The 20,307-nt window shown below is 47.7% G+C and carries 20 protein-coding genes and 5 tRNA genes; 14 read left to right on the forward strand and 11 right to left on the reverse strand.

Features of this window, described 5'->3' with window-relative positions; genetic code table 11:
- Positions 1–80 precede the first annotated feature (80 nt).
- From BMY75_RS02830 to BMY75_RS02845, 4 genes are read left to right on the forward strand one after another with little or no spacing between them, the layout of a single operon-like run.
- Entirely contained in the window at positions 81–620 is a 540-nt protein-coding gene (locus BMY75_RS02830) for a glutathione peroxidase (RefSeq protein ID WP_074829413.1), read from the forward strand.
- Positions 617–1,066, forward strand: coding sequence for a MarR family winged helix-turn-helix transcriptional regulator (locus BMY75_RS02835; RefSeq protein ID WP_074829416.1), 450 nt, complete (start codon positions 617–619; stop codon positions 1,064–1,066). Before BMY75_RS02830 ends, BMY75_RS02835 begins: the two co-directional genes overlap by 4 nt.
- 5 nt (positions 1,067–1,071) lie before the next feature.
- Positions 1,072–1,380, forward strand: coding sequence for a thioredoxin (trxA, locus tag BMY75_RS02840; RefSeq protein WP_074829419.1), 309 nt, complete (start codon positions 1,072–1,074; stop codon positions 1,378–1,380).
- 4 nt (positions 1,381–1,384) lie between these two features.
- Positions 1,385–2,299 (forward strand): NAD(P)/FAD-dependent oxidoreductase, encoded by a 915-nt coding sequence (locus BMY75_RS02845; RefSeq protein ID WP_074829424.1) that lies wholly within the window; start codon positions 1,385–1,387, stop codon positions 2,297–2,299.
- 59 nt (positions 2,300–2,358) lie between these two features.
- Here BMY75_RS02845 and tsaD read toward each other — a convergent pair whose 3' ends face one another.
- The 5 genes from tsaD to hisC are packed head-to-tail and all read right to left on the reverse strand — an operon-like array spanning position 2,359 to position 6,187.
- On the reverse strand, positions 2,359–3,375 hold the full coding sequence (gene tsaD / locus BMY75_RS02850) for a tRNA (adenosine(37)-N6)-threonylcarbamoyltransferase complex transferase subunit TsaD (protein ID WP_074829431.1): 1,017 nt from the start codon (positions 3,373–3,375) through the stop codon (positions 2,359–2,361).
- 21 nt (positions 3,376–3,396) lie between these two features.
- Complete coding sequence (locus BMY75_RS02855; protein WP_074829435.1) at positions 3,397–4,140, reverse strand: GNAT family N-acetyltransferase; 744 nt, start codon at positions 4,138–4,140, stop codon at positions 3,397–3,399.
- 15 nt (positions 4,141–4,155) lie between these two features.
- Positions 4,156–4,590 carry a ribosomal protein S18-alanine N-acetyltransferase gene (gene rimI, locus BMY75_RS02860; RefSeq protein WP_074829438.1) on the reverse strand — a complete coding sequence of 145 codons (435 nt, stop codon included), beginning with the start codon at positions 4,588–4,590 and terminating at the stop codon, positions 4,156–4,158.
- Positions 4,584–5,114, reverse strand: coding sequence for a class I SAM-dependent methyltransferase (locus BMY75_RS02865; RefSeq protein WP_074829441.1), 531 nt, complete (start codon positions 5,112–5,114; stop codon positions 4,584–4,586). The genes rimI and BMY75_RS02865 overlap by 7 nt, the downstream gene beginning before the upstream one ends.
- 5 nt (positions 5,115–5,119) lie before the next feature.
- Positions 5,120–6,187: a histidinol-phosphate transaminase gene (gene hisC, locus BMY75_RS02870; protein WP_074829444.1), complete on the reverse strand. Its 1,068-nt coding sequence runs from the start codon at positions 6,185–6,187 to the stop codon at positions 5,120–5,122.
- A 300-nt stretch (positions 6,188–6,487) separates the two neighbouring features.
- On the opposite strand from hisC, the gene BMY75_RS02875 reads away from it, so the two are divergent.
- The 8 genes from BMY75_RS02875 (at position 6,488) to BMY75_RS02910 (ending at position 15,418) form a co-directional block, all read left to right on the forward strand.
- Positions 6,488–7,297: an MBL fold metallo-hydrolase gene (locus tag BMY75_RS02875; RefSeq protein WP_074829447.1), complete on the forward strand. Its 810-nt coding sequence runs from the start codon at positions 6,488–6,490 to the stop codon at positions 7,295–7,297.
- A gap of 156 nt (positions 7,298–7,453) precedes the next feature.
- Entirely contained in the window at positions 7,454–8,446 is a 993-nt protein-coding gene (locus BMY75_RS02880; protein WP_074829450.1) for a LacI family DNA-binding transcriptional regulator, read from the forward strand.
- A gap of 182 nt (positions 8,447–8,628) precedes the next feature.
- Positions 8,629–10,473 carry a PTS sucrose transporter subunit IIABC gene (locus tag BMY75_RS02885; protein ID WP_074829455.1) on the forward strand — a complete coding sequence of 615 codons (1,845 nt, stop codon included), beginning with the start codon at positions 8,629–8,631 and terminating at the stop codon, positions 10,471–10,473.
- Positions 10,474–10,500: 27 nt separating this feature from the next.
- Positions 10,501–11,841, forward strand: coding sequence for a glycoside hydrolase family 32 protein (locus BMY75_RS02890; protein WP_074829458.1), 1,341 nt, complete (start codon positions 10,501–10,503; stop codon positions 11,839–11,841).
- On the forward strand, positions 11,834–12,796 hold the full coding sequence (locus BMY75_RS02895; RefSeq protein WP_074829462.1) for a carbohydrate kinase family protein: 963 nt from the start codon (positions 11,834–11,836) through the stop codon (positions 12,794–12,796). The genes BMY75_RS02890 and BMY75_RS02895 overlap by 8 nt, the downstream gene beginning before the upstream one ends.
- A 24-nt stretch (positions 12,797–12,820) precedes the next feature.
- Positions 12,821–13,081, forward strand: coding sequence for an HPr family phosphocarrier protein (locus tag BMY75_RS02900; RefSeq protein WP_074829465.1), 261 nt, complete (start codon positions 12,821–12,823; stop codon positions 13,079–13,081).
- A gap of 24 nt (positions 13,082–13,105) precedes the next feature.
- Entirely contained in the window at positions 13,106–14,740 is a 1,635-nt protein-coding gene (ptsP, locus tag BMY75_RS02905) for a phosphoenolpyruvate--protein phosphotransferase (protein ID WP_074829468.1), read from the forward strand.
- A 180-nt stretch (positions 14,741–14,920) separates the two neighbouring features.
- Entirely contained in the window at positions 14,921–15,418 is a 498-nt protein-coding gene (locus tag BMY75_RS02910; RefSeq protein WP_074829472.1) for an NUDIX hydrolase, read from the forward strand.
- Positions 15,419–15,527: 109 nt separating this feature from the next.
- Here the strand turns inward: BMY75_RS02910 and BMY75_RS02915 are convergent, their stop codons facing one another.
- Positions 15,528–17,474 (reverse strand): leucine-rich repeat protein, encoded by a 1,947-nt coding sequence (locus tag BMY75_RS02915; protein ID WP_074829475.1) that lies wholly within the window; start codon positions 17,472–17,474, stop codon positions 15,528–15,530.
- A 566-nt stretch (positions 17,475–18,040) separates the two neighbouring features.
- Here BMY75_RS02915 and BMY75_RS02920 point away from each other — a divergent pair.
- Together BMY75_RS02920 and BMY75_RS02925 are read left to right on the forward strand one after the other, a co-directional pair.
- Positions 18,041–19,390 (forward strand): MATE family efflux transporter, encoded by a 1,350-nt coding sequence (locus BMY75_RS02920; protein ID WP_074829476.1) that lies wholly within the window; start codon positions 18,041–18,043, stop codon positions 19,388–19,390.
- A 202-nt stretch (positions 19,391–19,592) separates the two neighbouring features.
- On the forward strand, positions 19,593–19,877 hold the full coding sequence (locus BMY75_RS02925) for a hypothetical protein (RefSeq protein ID WP_074829478.1): 285 nt from the start codon (positions 19,593–19,595) through the stop codon (positions 19,875–19,877).
- On the opposite strand, the gene BMY75_RS02930 is transcribed toward BMY75_RS02925, so the two are convergent.
- The 5 genes from BMY75_RS02930 to BMY75_RS17840 form a co-directional block, all read right to left on the reverse strand.
- A tRNA-Trp gene (locus BMY75_RS02930) sits at positions 19,852–19,922 on the reverse strand. The two genes, BMY75_RS02925 and BMY75_RS02930, sit on opposite strands and share 26 nt — an antisense overlap.
- Positions 19,923–19,931: 9 nt before the next feature.
- Positions 19,932–20,002 (reverse strand) — tRNA-Cys (locus tag BMY75_RS02935).
- 13 nt (positions 20,003–20,015) lie between these two features.
- A tRNA-Gln gene (locus BMY75_RS02940) sits at positions 20,016–20,087 on the reverse strand.
- A 5-nt stretch (positions 20,088–20,092) separates the two neighbouring features.
- Positions 20,093–20,171 (reverse strand) — tRNA-Asp (locus BMY75_RS02945).
- Between the two features lie 4 nt (positions 20,172–20,175).
- A tRNA-Gln gene (locus BMY75_RS17840) sits at positions 20,176–20,246 on the reverse strand.
- Positions 20,247–20,307: the final 61 nt, after the last annotated feature.

Below are 20,307 nucleotides of genomic sequence, written 5' to 3' on the forward strand. Positions count from 1 at the left end.
TATATTTTGTTTGTACACAAATTAATTGTACAAAAACAAATCGCATACAATGCTTTTGAAACTATAAGGAGGAACGTAATATGTCAGTTTATGAGAACGTACTGAAAAGAAAAGATGGCAGTGAGTTTGGTCTGGACGAGCTTAAAGGCAAGGTCCTGCTGATAGTCAACACAGCGACGGGCTGTGGCTTTACTCCCCAGTATAAGGGTCTTGAAAAACTGTATGAGGAATACAAGGACAAGGGTTTTGAGATACTGGATATCCCCTGCGACCAGTTCGGACATCAGGCACCCGGCAACGATGATGAGATACATGAGTTCTGTACTCTGACCTATAACACCACGTTCCCGAGATTTGCAAAATCCGAGGTTAACGGCGAAAACGAACTGCCTCTGTATACTTTCCTGAAATCGCAGATGGCTGAGGACAGCGTAACAGGCCCTATCAACAAGACCATAATGAAGGGCGTTGAAAAACTCAGCACCAGCTGTAAAAAGGCGGGAGACATCAAGTGGAATTTTACAAAATTCCTTGTTGACCGCGAAGGAAATGTAGTTGGCAGATATTCACCCACCACTAAGCCCGAAGAGCTTGAAAAGGAGATCAAGAAATATATATGAGCGATAAATACGAAGCTTTAAGACTGAAAAACCAGCTTTGCTTCCCGCTTTATCTCTGTGCAAAGGAAGTAACGCGTAAATATACCCCAATACTGGATGAGCTTGACCTCACCTATACCCAGTACGTTGTGATGATGTACCTGTGGGAGCAGGACGGCTGTACCGTTCATCAGATTGGCGATACGCTTATGCTTGACCCCAGTACCCTCACACCTCTGCTGAAAAAGCTGGAGAGCAAAGGGTATATCTCCCGCACCCGCAGTGAGACTGATGAGCGCAGCCTGAATATAGTGCTGACGGAGAAAGGTTCGGCGCTTAAAGACAAGGCGCTGTCAGTACCCGAGCAGATGAGATGCTGCATAGGTCTGACCCCCGAAGAGGGCGCAGCTCTCTATGGGTTGATAATGAAAGTTCTCAACAATATTGAAAACACTGAAAAGGAGTGACTGTTATGGCAGTAATTAAGGTAACAACAGCTGATTTTGAAAACGTGGTACTGAAGTCGGACAAGCCCGTTCTGGTTGATTTCAACGCAGACTGGTGCGGTCCCTGCAAGATGCTGGCACCTCTGCTGGAAGAGATAGCAGCCGCACGTGATGATATAAAGGTAGTAAGCGTAAATGTTGACGATGAGGGTGCTCTCGCCGCTCAGTTCGGGATATCTTCCATTCCCTGTCTTATTGCTTTCAAGGACGGTGCAGAAACAAAGCGCAGCATAGGTTTCCGCGGAAAGGGCGCTATCGAAGAGCTTCTGAGGTGATGCTATGAATTACGATGTAGTTATCATAGGCGCAGGTCCTGCGGGCATGACAGCCGCAGTATACGCGAGACGCGCCAATAAAACGGTGCTTCTGCTTGAAGCCGCAAGCTTCGGCGGACAGATAATCAACGCTCACAGCATTGAGAATTACCCCACAGCACCTCATATCTCAGGCTTCGACTTTGCTATGCGCCTTTACGAACAGGCATCGGCACTGGGGGCTGAGTTCGTATTTGAAAAGGCTGTTGGCATCGAGGATAAGGGTGAGTACAAGCAGGTGAATACTCCCACCGCAAGCTACCGCGCAGGAACTGTGATCATAGCCACAGGCTCGGATAAGCGCAAGCTGGGCGTAGCCCGCGAGGACGAGCTTATCGGCAAGGGCGTGAGCTACTGCGCTACCTGTGATGGTGCGTTCTTCCGCGGAAAGACTGTTGCTGTGGCAGGCGGAACAAGGGTCGCACTTGAAGATGCGCTTTATCTGGCAGACGTTGTGGAGAAAGTCTACCTCGTTCATAAGCTGGACAGTTTCCGCGGCTCTGAGGCTGAATTCGAGCGTTTGAAAGAGCGTGAGAATGTGGAGATACTTCTGAGCAGCAATATTACCGCACTGAAAGGCGAAAACGCTCTGGAAGCTATCGAGATAACCGCCAAGGACGGCAGTGTGCGTGATATCAGCGCAAGCGGACTGTTCGTGGCAGTGGGCAGAGTTCCCGAAAACCAGAATTTCTCGTCGGTGATAGACCTTGATGACAAGGGCTATGCTGTTGCAGGCGAAAACTGCCTGACAAAGACCGAGGGCATATACGTCGCGGGCGACAACCGCGTGAAAGAAGTGCGTCAGCTTGTAACTGCCGCCGCTGACGGTGCAGTTGCGGCTATGGCTGCTGTAAAATACCTCAATGAGAAAAAGGCATAACAAAAAATCGGGGAAGACCTTTATAAAAGAGGCCTTCTCCGATTTGTTTTTTTCGTTATTTATTCGGAAATCGCATCAAGCGAAAGTGTTGCTATGCCGTTAAGGGAACCGTCTGCACGCTTGCCTGCTAGGTAGTCATAATAACCCTGACAGGATATCATAGCGCCGTTGTCACCGCAGTATTTCAGCTCGGGCATATATACCTTGAAACTGCGCTTGTCGCACTCCTTTTGCAGCAGTTCTCTCACACCCGAATTTGCTGAAACGCCCCCTGCAAGACCAATGGTCTTGTAGCCCAGATGTTCAGCGGCGAGCATTGTCTTATCCACCAGTGCCTTTGCTACAGTCGCCTGAAAAGAAGCCGCCATACCCTCACGGTCGATGTGAACACCTTTCTGCTCGGCGTTGTGGACGAGGTTTATCACCGCGGTCTTCAATCCCGAAAAGCTAAGGTCATATTCGCTGCCCTGCACGCGGGGTTTGGGAAGGTCATAGGCTTTGGGGTCACCTAGCTTTGCGGCGGCATCGATGAATTTTCCGCCCGGGTATTCGTAACCCAGAGTTCTCGCAACCTTGTCGAAACATTCGCCTGCCGCATCATCGCGTGTTCTGCCCACAACATGGTAGTGTGTATAATCCTTCACCTCAACGATGTGGGAATGTCCGCCCGATGCCACAAGGCAGAGGTAAGGCGGTTCAAGGTCGGGGTGGGAGATGTAGTTGGAAGCGATATGTCCCGCGATATGATGCACAGGCACAAGGGGCTTTTTGGTGCTCATTGCAAGTCCCTTGGCGAAGCTTACGCCTACCAGCAGTGCGCCTATCAGTCCCGGGGCGTAAGTAACAGCTATGGCATCGATATCGTCCATGGTGCAGTTTGCCTCTTCGAGAGCGGCTTTTGCCACCCAAGAGATATTTTCGGCATGGCGGCGCGAAGCTATCTCGGGCACAACTCCGCCGTACAGCCTGTGTTCATCTATCTGTGAAGCGACGATGTTTGAAAGCACAGTTCTGCCGTTTTCGGTAACGGATATCGCTGTTTCGTCGCAAGAGCTTTCTATTCCTAAGATCTTCATATTATCCTCCGTATTGTGAAATCACGGTGTAATGACACAAGTCTTACATTCCCCTATACGCTCGAATCCGAGCTTTTCTGCAAGCCCTGCCGAGCCTGCATTTCCTGCATGGCACGCCCATACCGGCGTTCTGCCGCTATCGAGTATATCGTCGATGGTTTTTGCCGCCGCTATATAGGCAAGACCTTTCCTGCGATACGCTTCGGCAGTCTCAACACCTATATCGACTTCTCTGCCGCCAGCCGCCGCCGAGAATGCCCACGCCGCGGGTCTGCCATCAAAGGTCACGCAGAAGCCTGTTCCTCCTGCAAGAAAGCTTTCAGTACTTTCCCACGAAAAAGCAGGTACGATACGCCCCTCCATCTGCGATATCAGTCCGCTGTCAAGCCGTTTAAGCGAATAGCCCTCGGGCAGATTAAACTCTGGCGGTGATGGCTTTCTGTACTCAAAGAAAAGTCTGCTGTCAACAGCAAACCCCTCACCGAAATGTTCTGCAAGACCATCATCAGCAAACAGCACCAGTCGCCGCCTGCCGTTACGCATAAGGTCTTTGACCCAGTTTATAAATGTATCATCAGCCTTGTCCGCAACATACCCGAAACCGCACAGATGGTGGAACAGCACAGCCTTTCCGTCGGTATAGATATCTCCCGCCTGTCTGCCATCGGCTATGGAAAGGGGATATATCTTCCCGAAAGGAAGCTTATCGGCTGTTTGTATAAATTCACGGTAGCTGTTTTGTGGTATCTTCCTGAATACTGCCATACTTAAACCTCTCGGTCAGGTGCTTTGCTTAGTCATTATAACGGCGTTTTCGCATGGGTCTTCATAGAAGTTCTTGCGAACTCCCGCCTTTTCAAAACCCAGACTGTCATAAAGGGCTATGGCCGCCGAGTTCGATTCCCTGACTTCCAGTACCCAGCTTTCGGCATCTGAAAGTTTAGCGAATATCTCTTCAAACATCGCTCGCGCTATGCCCTGTCTGCGGAATTCGGGCAGAACACAGATATTGTTTATCTCGGCTTCACCCGCAATGTACCAGCAACTGAGAAACCCTGCCGCCCTGCCATCGGAATATGCCAGCAGAGTGTGGTCATTTGCGTTTTTCAGCTGTGCGCGGCAGACTTCCTCGCTCCATGCTTCTTTCAGGCAGGCTGCGGAAAGCGCTGCGGCTTCTGCCACGTTTTCCTCTGTCATGGGTACTATTTTCAGCATGGCTTTTCTCCTGTCAGCAGATACGAACCATCCGAACGCAGTATCTTGACCGCGACCTTTTCAAAACCCGCCTGCCTTACTGTTTCTCTCAGTGAACGCGGAGGTGTACCTAGACCTGTGTCGCTGTCAAAAGTGAACAGACAGACGAATCTTCCGCCCTCTTTCAGCACCCTTAGTATCTCTTTGAGTGCGGCTGTTTTGTTTTCCCACAAAGGGGGAGTGTGCAGAGTAGTCACGCAGTCGAAAAAATTATCGAAATAAGGCAGTTCTTCGATGTTTGCCTGCCCCATCAGGGCTATCTCGTCGATGCTTCTCTCCCTGTCTGAAGCGGATATATCCACCCCGTAAAGGTCAAGCCCCTTATCGCTGAGTTTTTGCAGCATAACATCACTGCCCAGACCGATATCCAGCAGCTTGCCCCCTGCGGGTGCGTTTATGAATTGCCTTACGGCGGCATAGTGTTCGTTTTCTTCCTTGCGCCTGTTCATTGCATTTTTCAGCTTGACGGCGTATTCAAGAAACATAATGTTCACCTGCTTTCGATACACTCCTTAACAGCGGCGATGAGCTTATCCATCTGTTCATCCGTACCGATGGTTATTCTCAGCCATTTGTCGATAACCGGTTTTTTGAAGTAGCGAATGAATATGCCTTTTTCGCGGGTATATGCGAATATCTCCTCAGCGGGGATATCGGGGTGCGATACAAACAGGAAGTTGGTCTCACTGTCGGTAACTTTGAAGCCCATATCCCTGAAAGCCTTTGCAGAGCGGTCGCGGGTAGCCTTTATCTTTTCAACGGTATCGCTGAAATACTTTTCATCATTAAGGCTTGCGATAGCAGTTTCGATAGCCAGCTGGTCAAGGGGATAGCTGTTGTAGCTGTCCTTGACTGCCTGCATATAGCTGATGAGCTCGGGCTGTGCGAAAGCCATACCTATCCTCATTCCCGCAAGAGAACGGGACTTGGAGAAAGTCTGGGTAACTATGAGATTATCGTACTCCTTGATAAGCTCGACACAGCTGTAACGTCCGAAATCCACATAAGCCTCGTCGATGATGACGATGACATCGCGGTTGTGCTCAAGCAGGTCGATGATGAAATCCTTGCCCACACCGATAGCAGTCGGCGCATTGGGGTTGGGTATAACAACACCGCCGTTTTCGGGGTAGAAGTCCTTTACATTTATAAGGAAGTCACCGTCAACGGGCTTTGTCTCGTAGGGTATTTTCAGAAGCTCACACCATACAGTATAGAAGCTGTATGTTATATCGGGATAAAATACAGGCTTATCCGAGTTGAAAAATGCTCTGAAAGCTGTGGCAAGCACATCGTCCGAGCCGTTGCCGCAGAACACATTCTCAGGTGCAAGACCGTATCTTTCCGCAAGAGCGGCTTTCAGCGGCACAGCGTCTGCCGAGGGATATTTTTTCAGGTCGAAAATATCCTTTTTGCGCAGAACTTCCTGCACTCCTGACGCGGGGGGGTAGGGGTTCTCATTGGCATTCAGCTTGATGATGTTCTCGTTTTTAGGCTGTTCGCCTGCCACATAGGGCTCAATGTTTATCAGGTTCTTTCTCCAAAGTTTTTCGCTCATTTAAATGCACTCCTTACGATTCGGGCATATCCGAATTTATTATATCACAACGACGTTCCTCTGTCAAATTCAGCGTGGTAAAGTATTACCATGTTACCAACACGAACAGTATAGCACGCTTCGTCACATATGTCAATAGGCTATTGCATTTTTTGTGAAAAAGCACGAGGATATGTTTACCAAACTACATCACCGCTCTGTCAATAATTATGAATACCTTGACATCACCGTCCGAATATGATATCATCGAAATAAGTAAGAAAGGAGAGTCGCTACATTGTCGGCGACAGTATGAAAATTATGAAAATAGTTACACTTGTTGAAAACACCTGCGGACATGAGGGTTGTATCGCAGAACACGGATTATCGGTATATATCGAAACTGAAAAGCATAAGCTTCTGCTGGACTGCGGGCAGACTGACGCGGCTGTGAAAAACGCTGAAGTCCTCGGCATAGACCTGACAGCGGTGGATACCGTTATACTCAGCCACGGACACTATGACCATTCAGGCGGGATAATGCCATTTTCGCGGATAAATGACAGGGCACAGATAATCATGCAGAAGTCCGCCGCAGAGCCGCATTATAATGGTGAGCGCTATATCGGCATAGATAAGGATATTCTCGCCCTGCCGAATGTACACCTTATCGAGGGTGATGTCAGGCTCGATGATGAACTTTTCCTGTTCAGCGGCATAACAGGCAGACGATGCTTCCCACAGGGCAACAGAAAGCTCCTGCGTGATGAGGGCGGCGAAAAAGTACAGGACGATTTCGCCCACGAACAGTGCCTTGTCATTGAACAGGAAGGCAAGCGCTGGCTGCTGTCAGGGTGTTCCCATAACGGCATACTGAATATCCTCGACCGATACAGAGATATCTTCGGCAGTGCCCCTGACCGTGTTATCACAGGCTTCCACATGATGAAGAATGACGGCGAACACACAGAGGAAGAAAAAGAAGTCATCATTCAGACAGCCCGCGAGCTGGCGCAGACGGATACTATTTATTATAGCGGACACTGCACGGGTATTCCCGCCTTTGAGCTGATGAAGACCATAATGGGCGACAAGCTTATCGCTCTGCACAGCGGCGAAGAAGTGATATAGAACATGATATAGAGTGAAAAGCACCGTAGGTTTCATACGGTGCTTTTTTCAGTCTGAAAATTTGTTTTCAGTTGTAAACATTTTTTGTTTCATATTTACTTTTAGTGAAATATGTGGTATAATATATGAAATCAATATCATACGAGGAGGTGCAGTATGAATATTTCGGAATTTGCCAAAGAAGCGGGCGTATCGGTATCGGCAGTCAGCAGATATTTCAATGACGGCTATCTTTCAGACGATAAACGTGCTCTGATAGAGGCTGCCATCGAAAGAACAGGCTATGTGCCGAGTTATTCGGCGCGGACCGTACGCTCAAAGGTGACAAAGCTCGTGGGTGTCATATTGCCTAAACTTTCCAGTGAGAGTATAGCGAGGATAACCGAGGGCATTGGCGAAGTACTGGGCGAGGAAGGCTTTGAACTTCTGCTGGTGAACACTGCCAACGACTATAACCGCGAGATAAGCTCTCTTGAACTGTTCAGGCAGAACCGTGTAGATGGCGTGATACTGCTTGCAAGCGTCATAACCGACCTGCATCGCGCATTGCTCGCAAAAATGCGCGTACCCACGATAATTGTCGGACAGAAGCTCAAAGGCTTCAACTGTGTGTGCCATAACGATCTGGGCGCATCGTATCACATGACCAAACTCATGCTGGATAAGGGGGCGAAACGTCCTGCCTTCATCGGTGCGAACCCCGAGGATATGGCGGCGGGAAAAGACCGCAGGGTCGGATTTGAGAAAGCTGTCCTCGATGCAGGGTTGACTCTTGATCCCAGATTTTGCGAGATAGCGAGATTCAGCATGGATTCGGGTTATGAAAAGGCAAAGCACATGTTTTCGGGCAGAGAAAAGCCCGACTGCCTGTTTTGCGCTACGGACAATATCGCGGCGGGCGCTATGCTGTACTGCCGTGAAAACGGTATCCGTATCCCTGAAGACCTCATGATCGGTGCTGTAGGCGATTCGCGCTTTGATAAAGTGCTCTATGTGCCGCTGTCCTCTGTTCACCTGCATTATAAGACGGCGGGCAGAGAAGGTGCGAATATGCTTCTTGCTGAAATGAAAAAGAGCAGCGAGGTACACCGTATAGTTCAGCTGGAATATGACATCATTGAAAGAGAGTCAACAAATCGTATTGGCTGAAATGTACAAAATTGAATGTGAAACTGTGTGAAACTTACCGAAAACCGCTCTGCAATTCTAATTATATGCCAATAGACAAGTAAAGAAAACTGTGTTATAATGAGATTACGATATGAAAGCGTTATCACATAAATAAGTGATACATTTTCAGTAAAAAATTGGAAACAGAAAGGGTGGGTTCTATGGATTACAAAATACTAGCATCTGAAATACTTGAAGCAATTGGCGGAAAACAGAACCTCGCGAGTGCAGCACACTGCGCAACAAGGTTAAGACTTGTAATAGCTGATAACAACAAGGTGAAAAAAACTGACCTCGAAAACTTTGACGGTGTCAAGGGCGTATTTGAGGCTTCAGGACAGCTTCAGATCATACTTGGCACAGGTACTGTAAACAAGGTGTATGCCGAGTTCATACAGCTTGCAGGCATTGAGGCTGCTTCCAAGGAAGATGTTAAGAAAGCGGCAGCGGCGAGGTCTCCCTGGTACAAGAGAGCTATCAAGACACTTGGTGATGTATTCGTACCTATCATACCTGCAATAGTTGCCACAGGTCTTCTGTGCGGACTTCTGGGCGGTCTTTCAAAGGCATTCCCGAGCATGGCGGACAGCCATCTGTATACCCTGCTGGATATGTTCTCCAACGCAGCGTTAACATTCCTGCCGATACTCATAGCTGTAAGTGCAGCTAAGATATTCGGCGCAAACATCTATCTTGGTGCGGTTATCGGTATGATAATGATCCACCCCAATCTTGTAAATGCATGGTCTGTTGGCGACGGCAGCGGTCTTCCCACACTCTGGTCTTGGTTCGGTCTGTGGAATATCAACGCATCGGGCTATCAGGGTCACGTTATACCCGTAGTTATCGCGATCCTTCTGCTGTCAGTCATTGAAAAATGGCTGCACAAGCACGTTCCCGAGATGTTCGACCTCTTTGTTACACCTCTGGTATCCGTTCTTGTAACAGGATTCCTTACAATGACAGTTATCGGTCCTGTGTTCGCACAGCTCGAATCTTGGGTACTTACCGGTGCACAGTGGCTCATCGCCCTGCCTTTCGGTATCGGTTCATTTGTTATGGGTGCTGTTTATGCTCCTACAGTTGTTGCAGGCGTTCACCATATGTACAACGCTATCGAGCTTTCGATGCTGGCTGACAACGGTCAGAACATCTGGATGCCTATCGCAACAGCAGCTAACGTAGCACAGGGTGCTGCAGCTCTGGCAGTAGCTCTCAAGACTCAGAACAAGAAGATCAAGTCTATGGCTCTTCCTGCTTCACTTTCCGCATTTATGGGTATTACTGAGCCTGCTATCTTCGGTGTAAATGTACGTTTCGGCAAGCCCCTGGTAGCAGGTATGGCAGGCGGCGCCTGCGGCGCAGCAGTAGCTTCCATGATGAACGTATACGCAACTGCAAACGGCGTTACAGGTATATTCGGTTTCCTGATCACAACCGACAGCTTCTTCGGCTATCTGCTCACATTCGCAGTAGCAGCAGTTGTAGCATTCGTTCTTTCCTGGATACTCTACGCACCTACCAAGGAAAAGGTTCCTGCTAAGGAGTACAAGGATAACTGTGTATACTCTCCTATGAGCGGCAGAGCTATCGCTCTGGAAGAAGTTCCCGATAAGACCTTTGCAGAAGGCACACTCGGACTGGGCGCAGCAATTGATCCTATGGACGGCAAGGTAGTTGCTCCCGCAGACGGCAAGGTTTCTACACTGTTTGATTCTCATCACGCTGTTGGTCTGACCCTTGATAACGGCATGGAGCTGTTCGTTCATATCGGTATGAACACTGTTGAACTCGGCGGCGAAGGCTTTGACGCTTATGTCAAGGAGGGTGACAGAGTTTCCCGCGGAGATACCCTCATAACCTTCGATATCCAGACACTGAAGAACAAGGGTTACAGCGTTATCAGCCCCGTTATCATTACTAATGTAGATGATTTCAAGGATATCCGCAGAACTGCTGACGGCGGCATAAACTACTATGACGAACTGATCACAACCCAAAAGTGATGATCCCCACGGACGGTGAATCGGTATATGAAAAATGATTTCAGACAAAAGCTTCATCTTGAGCCTAAAAGTGGCTGGATAAACGATCCCAACGGTCTCTGTTATTTCAAGGGCGAATACCATGTATACTATCAGTATTCGCCCGATAGTCCCTCAGGCAGCGGAAGAAAATGCTGGGGACACTGGAAAAGTCCCGATCTTATCAGCTGGCGTTCAACAGGAACAGTGCTTTTCCCCGATACACCCGATGATAAGGACGGCGTATATTCGGGCTGTGGATTTGTTAAAGACGATACGTTGTATCTGTTCTACACAGGCAACGTCAAAGAGGACGGCGACCACGATTATATAACATCGGGGCGCGGTGCCAACGTTATACTGGTCACGACAAAAAACGGGCACGATATGAGCCCGAAGAAAATACTACTGAGAAACTCCGATTACCCCGCAGAATGTTCCTGCCATGTCCGCGACCCCAAGGTATGGGAGGAAGACGGCAGGTACCATATGGTGCTTGGCGCAAGGACATTGCAGGATATAGGCTGCGTGCTCCACTATGTGTCCGATGACCTTGAAAACTGGACTTTCCTTGAAAAATATACCGCTGATGATATGGGTTATATGTGGGAATGTCCCGATGAATTCACAATAGACGGACAGAGATTCCTGAGCATATCCCCTCAGGGGCTTGTTCACGGAAAGTTCGATAACCAGAATGTTTACAGCTCGGGGCATTACCGTATGGAAAACGGCAATCTCACCGATTTTACTGAATGGGACAAAGGCTTCGATTTCTATGCGCCCCAGAGCTTTGAAGCACCCGACGGCAGGCGTATACTGCTGGGCTGGGAGGGCATAGGGGATATACCCTATACCAATCCCACGGTGGAACTGGGCTGGCAGCACTGCCTGACTCTTCCACGCGAACTGACAGTTACCGATGACGGAAAAATACTGCAAAACCCCGTGAGAGAACTTGATTCTCTCCGCAAAAACGCCGCCCCTATAAACAGCGGCGATACGGTAAAGATCAGTCTCCCGTTTGACCTTGCTGCAAAAGCGGCGGGGGATATAAAGGTGAGATTTGATAACGTCCTGCAATTCGTATCCTGCGGCAGTGAATCCAAACTTGAATTCCTGAACGACAGCGCAGGCTGCGGCAGAGATGTAAGATACGCATATATCCCCGAATTGAGGGATATACGTATCATAGCCGATAAAGCTTCGGTTGAAGTGTACATCAACGGCGGTGAAACAGTAATGTCAGCCAGAATGTACCCCGAGGATACCGAGATAACTCTGTCGGCTGAAGGCATAAGCGGAACCTTATATGAACTAAACGGGATCGAGGTGATAACCGATGAATAATGTGCTTGCAGCGATAGGTGAAGCGCTTATCGATTTTATCCCCGACAGGAGCGGCTGTTCATTCGATGAAGTGGGTGCATTTTCTCCAAAAGTCGGCGGAGCTCCCGCAAATGTGTGCGCGGCATTCTCAAAGCTGGGCGGAAAGTCAAAAATGATAACTCAGCTTGGCGATGACCCTTTTGGGCACAAGATAATCGGTGAGCTGAAATCTGTAAATGTGGATACGAGCTGCATCTCTCTTACAGACGAAGCAAATACAGCTCTAGCTTTCGTATCCCTTGAAAAAGACGGCGGCAGAACGTTCTCATTTTACCGCAAGCCCTCGGCAGATATGCTGTACAGCGCCGAAAGTGTAAAGGTAGAATACTTCGATGATGTTTTCGCCCTGCATTTCTGCAGTGTGGATATCGGAGATTTCCCGATGAAGCAGGCGCATAAGAAAGCCATCGGGATAATGCGGGAAAAAGGCGGCATAATAAGCTTTGATCCCAATCTTCGCTTCAATCTCTGGAACAGCACAGAAGCACTTGTCGGTGCAGTACGCGAGTTCATTCCCCTCAGCGATATCGTCAAGATATCCGATGAAGAACTCAGCTATGTAACAGGTGCAGATGATATCGAAACAGGCGTAAAAATGCTCTTTGGTCAGGGCGTGAAGCTTGTGCTTTATACCTGCGGCGCTGACGGCGCTTATGCATTCACGGAGAATGTTAAGGTCTATGCACCGTCGCTAAAGGTGAATGCAGTTGATACAACAGGTGCAGGCGATGGTTTCACAGGTTCGTTTCTGTGGAAGCTGAGAGATATCACCTCGGGTGACGATATCCTTGGGAGTATCACCGAAGAAAAACTTCTGGAATGTTTAACGTTCGCCAACAGTTTCTGTGCGCTGAGCGTTCAGCGAAAAGGTGCGATAGCGTCTTATCCTGCTTTGGACGAGATGCAGATAAAATAATATGACACGAAAGGAATAACTGCTATGAAAGAATTCACATACATTATTGAAGACGAGATAGGTATCCACGCAAGACCCGCAGGCAATCTGGTGAAGCTTATAAAAACTTTTTCCAGCACCGTGACACTCGAGAAAGAGGGTAAGCCTCCTGTCAGCGGAACAGCCCTGATGAAGATCATGGGACTGGGCGTAAAATGCGGCGATACAGTCAAGTTCACCATTGAGGGCGAAGACGAAGAAGAGGCATTTCAGCAGATCGCAGAATTCATGGACGCTAATCTTTAAACAAATGAAAGGGCGGTGATGGTTATGGACGTTTATCATGGCAAAGGAGTCTATGGTGCGGTCGCAGTCGGCAAAGTATCTGTATTCAGCCGTAGTTCGATCGATGTCCGCCGCATGACTGTCGATGATGCAGAAAAAGAACTCGCGCGTGTTGAAGTTGCCAAGGAAATGGCAGTCGGACAGCTCGAGGAGATACACAGCAAAGCCCTCAAAGAGGTAGGCGAAGCCAATGCCGAGATATTTGAGGTCCACATGATGATGCTTGATGACGAGGACTATAACGACTCCATAAAAAGCATCATCGAGACCCAGAAGGTCAATGCCGAATACGCCGTTGCTGTCACAGCTGATAATTTTGCCGAGATGTTCTCAAGCATGGACGATGCCTATATGCAGGCTCGTGCCGCTGATGTAAAGGATATCTCCGAACGTCTTATCGCTTGCCTGACAGGCGGCGGAAAGGCGCAGAACAGTTCAGATGAAAAAATGATAATCTGTGCCGATGACCTTGCCCCCAGTGAGACCGTTTCTCTTGACAAGGATAAGGTGCTTGCCTTTGTCACAGCCTTCGGTTCTTCAAATTCTCACACAGCCATACTCGCCAGAAATATGAATATCCCTGCGGTAATATGCGCAGGTGAGGACTTCCTCAAAAATATCCATGACGGCGATATGCTCATCGTTGACGGTCATACAGGTGAACTTATAGTTTCGCCCGATGATGCAACTATAGCAAAATACACCGCAAAGCAGGCTGAGGACGCTAGAAAGAAACAGCTTTTACAGGAGCTGAAAGGCAAGGAAAATGTCACCCTTGACGGTACCAAAATAAACATTTTCGCCAATATCGGCGGAGTGGGCAGTATCGGTTCTGTGCTTGCCAATGATGCAGGCGGCATAGGTCTGTTCAGAAGCGAATTCCTTTATCTGGAAAGCGAGGACTATCCCACTGAGGAACAGCAGTTCAGCGCTTACCGCAAAGTCCTGGAAAGTATGGCAGGAAAGAAAGTCATTATCCGCACTCTTGATATCGGCGCAGATAAGCAGATAGACTATTTTGGCCTTGAAAAGGAAGAAAATCCCGCACTGGGTCTCAGGGCTGTGCGCATATGCCTTACCCGCCCCGAGATATTCAAGACCCAGCTGAGGGCGCTGTACCGAGCTTCTGCCTTTGGTGATCTGGGCATAATGTTCCCGATGATAACAAGCGTTTCGGAAGTTGAAAAGTGCATAGCTGCCTGCGAGGAAGTAAAAGCGGAACTTAAAAACGACGGCATAAGGTTCAATGAGGATACCGAGATAGGCATAATGATAGAAACTCCCGCCGCTGCCATGATAAGCGATCTTCTCGCACCGATGGTAGACTTTTTCAGCGTAGGCACCAACGATCTTACGCAGTACACTCTCGCCTGCGACCGCCAGAACGCAAGGCTCGAACCCTTTGTCGATACCCACCATGAAGCTGTGCTTCGCCTTATCGAGATGTCGGCAAAGAACGCCCACAATAACGGTACATGGATAGGAATATGCGGTGAACTTGCGGCTGACCTGACCCTTACCGAAACTTTCATGCGCATGGGCATAGACGAACTTTCAGTTTCTCCGCCCTATGTGCTTCCTCTCCGCGAAAAGGTGAGAAGCCTTGATCTCAGCAGATGATATGTTTTTACGACCGTGCAGACGATCTCTGCGCGGTCTTTTTTTGCAAAAATATGCTCGCCATACATCAAAGGGAATTCCGATGCCCGGTGTCGGAATCCGCTTTGCGTTTTATTTGACAAAGTTCAGCTTTTGTGCTATAATCGCTATTGTATAAATCCGTATCTGAGGAAGAACATTATGAAAAAAATTGAAATACTCGGTGCAAACCGTTTTGAAACCTTTACTAAAACTCGTTCAGGCAGTCGGGCTGTCATTATAAATAACGGTAAGATCCTTCTTTCACATGAGACCCAATCGGGTTGGTGGCTGATACCCGGCGGAGGCCTTGAAGAGAATGAATCACTCGAAGAATGTTGTGCAAGAGAAGTTGAAGAGGAGACCGGATATATAGTATCGCCTGTTCAAAAATTCCTGATCCTTCATGAGTACTACGAGGAATATTGCTATATCAGTCATTATTATGTATGCGAAGTAACGGGTCGCGGGCATATATCCTTGACAGAAGCAGAGAAGAAACGTGGTCTTGAACCTCAATGGCTCCCACTAGATGAAGCGGTGGATATATTTTCCTGCCATCAGAAGTATGCAGAAATCAGTGAGGAAAAACGTGGTTCATACCTGCGGGAATACACTGCACTGCTAGAGTATATTAAACTTAAACAGCGATTTGAATAAGAGGTCGACCAAAAAAGAACCCCGCATTATATATGCGGGGGACTTTTTTGGGGGGAGGTTATTTATAAGAGGATTTATTGCTTTTTATATTATTGATCCGTTTCTATTATCACAGCATCTTCTTGCCTTTGATGTGAGCTGCGATCTTAGAAAGATCGGTAATGTTAACGAGGTTGTCGTTGTTTACGTCTGCTACGCTTGCATTGTCAAGCAGCTTCTTGCCCTTTATGTGAGCTGCTACCTTGGCAAAATCGGATGTGTTTAATTTGCCGTCGCCGTTTACATCGCCTTTGCCGGTATATTTGTAGGAAGTAGTCTCACTCTTTGCGTTGCTGTTCAGCTTAGGTTCGCTGTTCTGGATCTTGATCTCGGTCGCGATTATGGGTTCTTCAAGTATTTCAAAGCCTACATTTGCATAAGCTGCCAGTCTCTGTGCGGTAGTACCTGCGAAGCCTCTGATCTTGAAGCCGGGTATGCTGTAGTTGAAAGATGTTGCAGTGATGTTTGTTAAGCTCTTGGGCAGAGTAACTGTCATTATAGAATCACACTTCTGGAAAGCATCTGCTGCGATCGAGGAAGTACCTTCGTTGAAAGTTATTTCGTTAAGGCTGTTGCAGCCGTAGAATGTGCGCCAGCCGACGGTTTCAACGCTGCCTGAGATGTAGATATCGGTAAGTGCGCTGCAGTTTGAGAATACATATTCTTTCAGAGTCTTTACGCCGTCTTCGATATTTACGGCTTTAAGGCTGCGGCATTCCTGGAATGTTGCAAGTTCAAGAGTATCTACGCTGCCGGGTACGTTAACTGCTTCGAGTGCGGAACACTCTTTGAAAGCTTCCTGACCCATGTAGGTAACGCTGTTGGGTATCTCAGCATACTTGATGCTTCTTGCTTCGAGGAAAGCATTTGAACCTATGGAAGTAACACCGTAGGGTATAACGACTTTCTGAAGAGCTGTACATGAAGTGAAGGAGTAATCGCCGATCTCTCTTAAGCTTCCGGGCATCGAAACGTCAGTGATCATGCTGTTCAGTGCGAATGCGTTGTTGCATATAGCCTTAACGCCGTTGGGTATAACTACGTTGCCGGAGCAGCTTTTGCCGTCTATAACGATGTTGTTTACTACTACCAGAGGATTTCTGTGCTTCTGATTTGCCAGCCACTTGGTATCTGTGAAAGCGTCAGAACCGAAGTAGGTAACGCTGCTGGGTATGATTATATTTTCAAGATTCGAGCTGCCCTTGAATGCGTCGTATTCAATTCTGGTAACGCTGTTGGGTATGTTGATGCTTCTTAATTTATCGCAGCATCCGAATGCGAAAGCGCCTATAGTCTTAACAGTGCTGGGCATGTTGATACCGGTGATGTTTCTGTTTTCTGCAAAAGCGTGGTCGCCGATGCCGGTAACGCCGCTGGGTATGCTTACATAACCTCTGCAGTTTGCGCCGTTGATGATCGTTCCGTTTACGATGACCAGATCGCTCTGTCTCTGCTTGTTTGCGAGCCACTTTGTGCCTGCGAAAGCATTAGCGTGGAAATTGGTCAGGTTCTTGGGGAAATTGATGTTTTCAAGATTTGAACAAGAATCAAATGCGCCGTAGCCTATCTCAGTAACGCTGCCGGGTATGGTTATCTTGTAAAGGGAAGTGCAGCAGCTGAAAGCATACATTCCGATATCGCTGATACCGCTGCCGTTGTTTATAACGGAAAGGTTGGAGCAGTGATAAAAAGCGTATGTTCCGATCGACTTTACAGATGCGGGTATGGTAACGCTTGTCATGCCGTTGTGACAAAGTGCGTAATCGCCTATGCTGACTACGGGAGCACCATTGATATAAGAAGGTATAACAACGTTGGACTCGTTGCCGTTGTAACCAAGGATATTAACGCCGCTTCTTACGTCATCTATGAAAGCATACTCGAAATAACCTTCAACTCTGTTAGCTGCGCTGGCAGTTATAGAGGTATTAATAATGTTATTGTTGCTGTCTGAAAGAGCTGCGCCGCCGAATACTAATACTAAAGTCATAAGTCCTGCAATAAATCTCTTAGTCATAATAAATACCTCCATCCAAATTACCATTTGTTATTTGTTTATACCACGAAATATAAAGTACACATTCAAACTAACTATCTAGTTAAATTTGATAATTTATATTGAAATTACCCATATCATTTATCCTGATTAAATTATACATTATTCTGTAACAATCTTCAAGCAACTTCGAGTATAATTTTCATTAATAGGCGAGTATTTTTAATTAATTATATCCAGAAAACATTTTCGTTTCTATATATAGTGTTTTGATTTGTAATAAAATCTATATGTAGTAAAAATAAGTCGAAAAAGTTCACAATTGCTTTTCGTAAGTTTCGGCGAATTCGTAATATTTTGTAAACAAATAGTGTTTTTTTGTATCTAACTGTAAGATATTTAATAAAAAGCCGCCAATGTCTGACACCATGATTCAACAATTTGACGATTGACACCAAATCAGCCTTGTGCTATAATTACAAATGCTGGTTCGGAGGGCAAAACATTCGATAGAAATGTAATGCCGGATAAGACTGCAGGCTGAAACGCCTGCTGTTTTGTCCGGCATTTTTTGTGGAGGTATATAAATGAAAAACAATAACTTTACCGAGGGAGCTATACTGCCAAAGCTCCTGAAGTTTATGCTGCCTGTGCTGTTTGCCATGTTTCTGCAGGCTATGTACGGTGCAGTCGATCTGCTGGTGGTGGGAAGATTCGGTTCTGATGCCGATGTATCAGCCGTATCCACAGGCTCGCAGATCCTTCAGACCCTTACAAACCTCATCGTCAGCTTTTCTATGGGCATCACAGTGGCGGTGGCACAGCGTATCGGGCAACGACGTCCCGAGGAAGCCGCGAAGACAGTTGGCACGGGTCTTGTGATATTTGCCATAACGGGAGTGGTCTTCACTGTCATAAGCGTACTTGGCGCTTGCGGTCTTGCAAAGGTAATGCAAGCCCCCGAAGAAGCCTATGACCTCACCAAAAGCTATATCCGCGTGTGCGGCGGCGGATTCATCGTTATTACCGCGTATAATCTGCTGGGCAGTATTTTCAGGGGGCTGGGCGATTCAAAAACGCCCCTCATCGCCGTGGGTATAGCCTGTGCGTTCAATATCATCGGTGATCTGATCTTTGTTTCGGTGTTCCACATGGGCGCAAAAGGCGCAGCCCTCGCTACAGTAATGGCGCAGCTGGTCAGCGTTATCATATCCTTCTTTATAATAAGGAGAACCAAGCTGCCCTTTGAATTCCACAGGTCAGACCTGAAACTTGAAAGCAATTATGCGGCTAATATAATCCGTATAGGTTCACCAATAGCTTTGCAGGACTTTCTGGTAAGTGTGTCATTCCTGGTTTTGATGGCGATAGTCAATAAACTGGGAGTTACCGCTTCGGCAGGTGTGGGCGTAGCCCAGAAGGTCTGCGCATTCATCATGCTGGTGCCGCTGGCTTTCATGCAGTCCATGGCGGCATTCGTTGCCCAGAATTACGGCGCAGGTCATACCGACCGTGCTGTTAAAGCCCTGAAAAGCGGTATAGCAGTATCTCTTATCTTTGGTATTGTGATGTTTTTCGTGGCTTTCTTCCGCGGCGATATCCTTGCGGGAGTATTCTCCAATAAGCCCGATACCGTTGCCGCCGCATGGGATTACCTAAAAGCCTATGCCATCGACTGCCTGTTCACCTGCTTCCTGTTCTGCTTTGTGGGATTCTATAACGGAATCGAAAAGACCACTTTCGTTATGGCGCAGGGCATCTGCGGTGCTTTCCTTGTTAGGATACCCGTTGCATTCTTCATGAAAGAAACAGGCGGCGGATCATTGTTCAAGATAGGTCTTGCGACACCATGTTCAACAGTTTTGCAGATAATCATGTGCTTTATAGCGTATTTTGTTTTCAAGAAAAACAGTCAGGCGATTTCCCGAAAGATTTAGGTGATTCTGTAAAAACTGCCAAAGAGGGGAGCTTTTGGTCAAGCTTTTCGCGAAAAGGTCCTCGGGCGGACACGTTCGACGCAGTCAACGTTGGCCAATTTCGCGGCAACAAACTTGCACATCAAGCAATCTATGCCGCGGAATAAAGCGCGCGGTTTATGCGATTGCGTCGGCATATGCCTCGCGCCAGCAGGCTTGCGGGATGTTTGCGCAGAAGCTGACTGTTAAGGGCAGAGCCATCGCATCAAGGCGCGGCACGCGGTCGACGCAGTCACTGTTATCCGATTTCTCGACCAGAGGAACGAGGGACGAAAACTCTCAAACCATCGATCACAGCCACTATCCGAAAAATCCAACAAATAAGATAAACAAAAGCCCCGAAGCACTTGATGAATCGCTTCGGGGCTTTTATATGAGTATGTCTGTCCTTTTATACTATTATAATAGAACATCATATAAAGCAGGAAAGCACAGGGTCGAACTGTGATCTGCGGTTTTGGAGACCGCCATTCTGCCATTGAACTACTTTCCTGTAATTAAAAGACTGTGACAGGGGTCGAACCTGCGCTGGCGGAGTTGCAGTCCGCTGCCTTGCCACTTGGCTACACAGTCATATACCATAAAGCTTCCGCTGAAAGATTTGAACTTTCACTCACGGCTTCAAAGACCGTTGTCCTACCGATTAGACGAAACGGAAATATTTGGCGACTCCGACCGGGCTCGAACCAGTGACCTCATGAGTGACAGTCAGGTGTTCTGACCAGAACTGAACTACGGAGCCGTAGTTTCCGTTGTAAGAGTCGAACTTACATTTACAGTGTCAGAGACTGTTGTCCTGCCATTAGACGAAACGGAACTGGTGCCTTCGACAAGGATCGAACTTGTGACGCCGGGTTCTTCAGACCCGCGCTCTACCA

Source organism: Hominimerdicola alba, from assembly GCF_900109655.1.
Taxonomy (GTDB): Bacteria; Bacillota; Clostridia; order Oscillospirales; family Ruminococcaceae; genus Hominimerdicola; species Hominimerdicola alba_B.

Excerpts from the sequence above, each read along its gene's own strand:
- tsaD (WP_074829431.1), bottom strand. The coding sequence starts at position 3,375 with ATGAAGATCTTAGGAATAGAAAGCTCTTGCGACGAAACAGCGATATCC.
- BMY75_RS02835 (WP_074829416.1), top strand. The coding sequence starts at position 617 with ATGAGCGATAAATACGAAGCTTTAAGACTGAAAAACCAGCTTTGCTTC.
- BMY75_RS02875 (WP_074829447.1), top strand. The coding sequence starts at position 6,488 with ATGAAAATAGTTACACTTGTTGAAAACACCTGCGGACATGAGGGTTGT.
- BMY75_RS02865 (WP_074829441.1), bottom strand. The coding sequence starts at position 5,114 with ATGTTTCTTGAATACGCCGTCAAGCTGAAAAATGCAATGAACAGGCGC.
- BMY75_RS02920 (WP_074829476.1), top strand. The coding sequence starts at position 18,041 with ATGAAAAACAATAACTTTACCGAGGGAGCTATACTGCCAAAGCTCCTG.
- BMY75_RS02925 (WP_074829478.1), top strand. The coding sequence starts at position 19,593 with ATGTTTGCGCAGAAGCTGACTGTTAAGGGCAGAGCCATCGCATCAAGG.
- BMY75_RS02855 (WP_074829435.1), bottom strand. The coding sequence starts at position 4,140 with ATGGCAGTATTCAGGAAGATACCACAAAACAGCTACCGTGAATTTATA.
- rimI (WP_074829438.1), bottom strand. The coding sequence starts at position 4,590 with ATGCTGAAAATAGTACCCATGACAGAGGAAAACGTGGCAGAAGCCGCA.
- BMY75_RS02910 (WP_074829472.1), top strand. The coding sequence starts at position 14,921 with ATGAAAAAAATTGAAATACTCGGTGCAAACCGTTTTGAAACCTTTACT.
- ptsP (WP_074829468.1), top strand. The coding sequence starts at position 13,106 with ATGGACGTTTATCATGGCAAAGGAGTCTATGGTGCGGTCGCAGTCGGC.
- BMY75_RS02900 (WP_074829465.1), top strand. The coding sequence starts at position 12,821 with ATGAAAGAATTCACATACATTATTGAAGACGAGATAGGTATCCACGCA.
- hisC (WP_074829444.1), bottom strand. The coding sequence starts at position 6,187 with ATGAGCGAAAAACTTTGGAGAAAGAACCTGATAAACATTGAGCCCTAT.
- BMY75_RS02890 (WP_074829458.1), top strand. The coding sequence starts at position 10,501 with ATGAAAAATGATTTCAGACAAAAGCTTCATCTTGAGCCTAAAAGTGGC.
- BMY75_RS02895 (WP_074829462.1), top strand. The coding sequence starts at position 11,834 with ATGAATAATGTGCTTGCAGCGATAGGTGAAGCGCTTATCGATTTTATC.
- BMY75_RS02915 (WP_074829475.1), bottom strand. The coding sequence starts at position 17,474 with ATGACTAAGAGATTTATTGCAGGACTTATGACTTTAGTATTAGTATTC.
- BMY75_RS02880 (WP_074829450.1), top strand. The coding sequence starts at position 7,454 with ATGAATATTTCGGAATTTGCCAAAGAAGCGGGCGTATCGGTATCGGCA.
- BMY75_RS02845 (WP_074829424.1), top strand. The coding sequence starts at position 1,385 with ATGAATTACGATGTAGTTATCATAGGCGCAGGTCCTGCGGGCATGACA.
- BMY75_RS02885 (WP_074829455.1), top strand. The coding sequence starts at position 8,629 with ATGGATTACAAAATACTAGCATCTGAAATACTTGAAGCAATTGGCGGA.
- BMY75_RS02830 (WP_074829413.1), top strand. The coding sequence starts at position 81 with ATGTCAGTTTATGAGAACGTACTGAAAAGAAAAGATGGCAGTGAGTTT.
- trxA (WP_074829419.1), top strand. The coding sequence starts at position 1,072 with ATGGCAGTAATTAAGGTAACAACAGCTGATTTTGAAAACGTGGTACTG.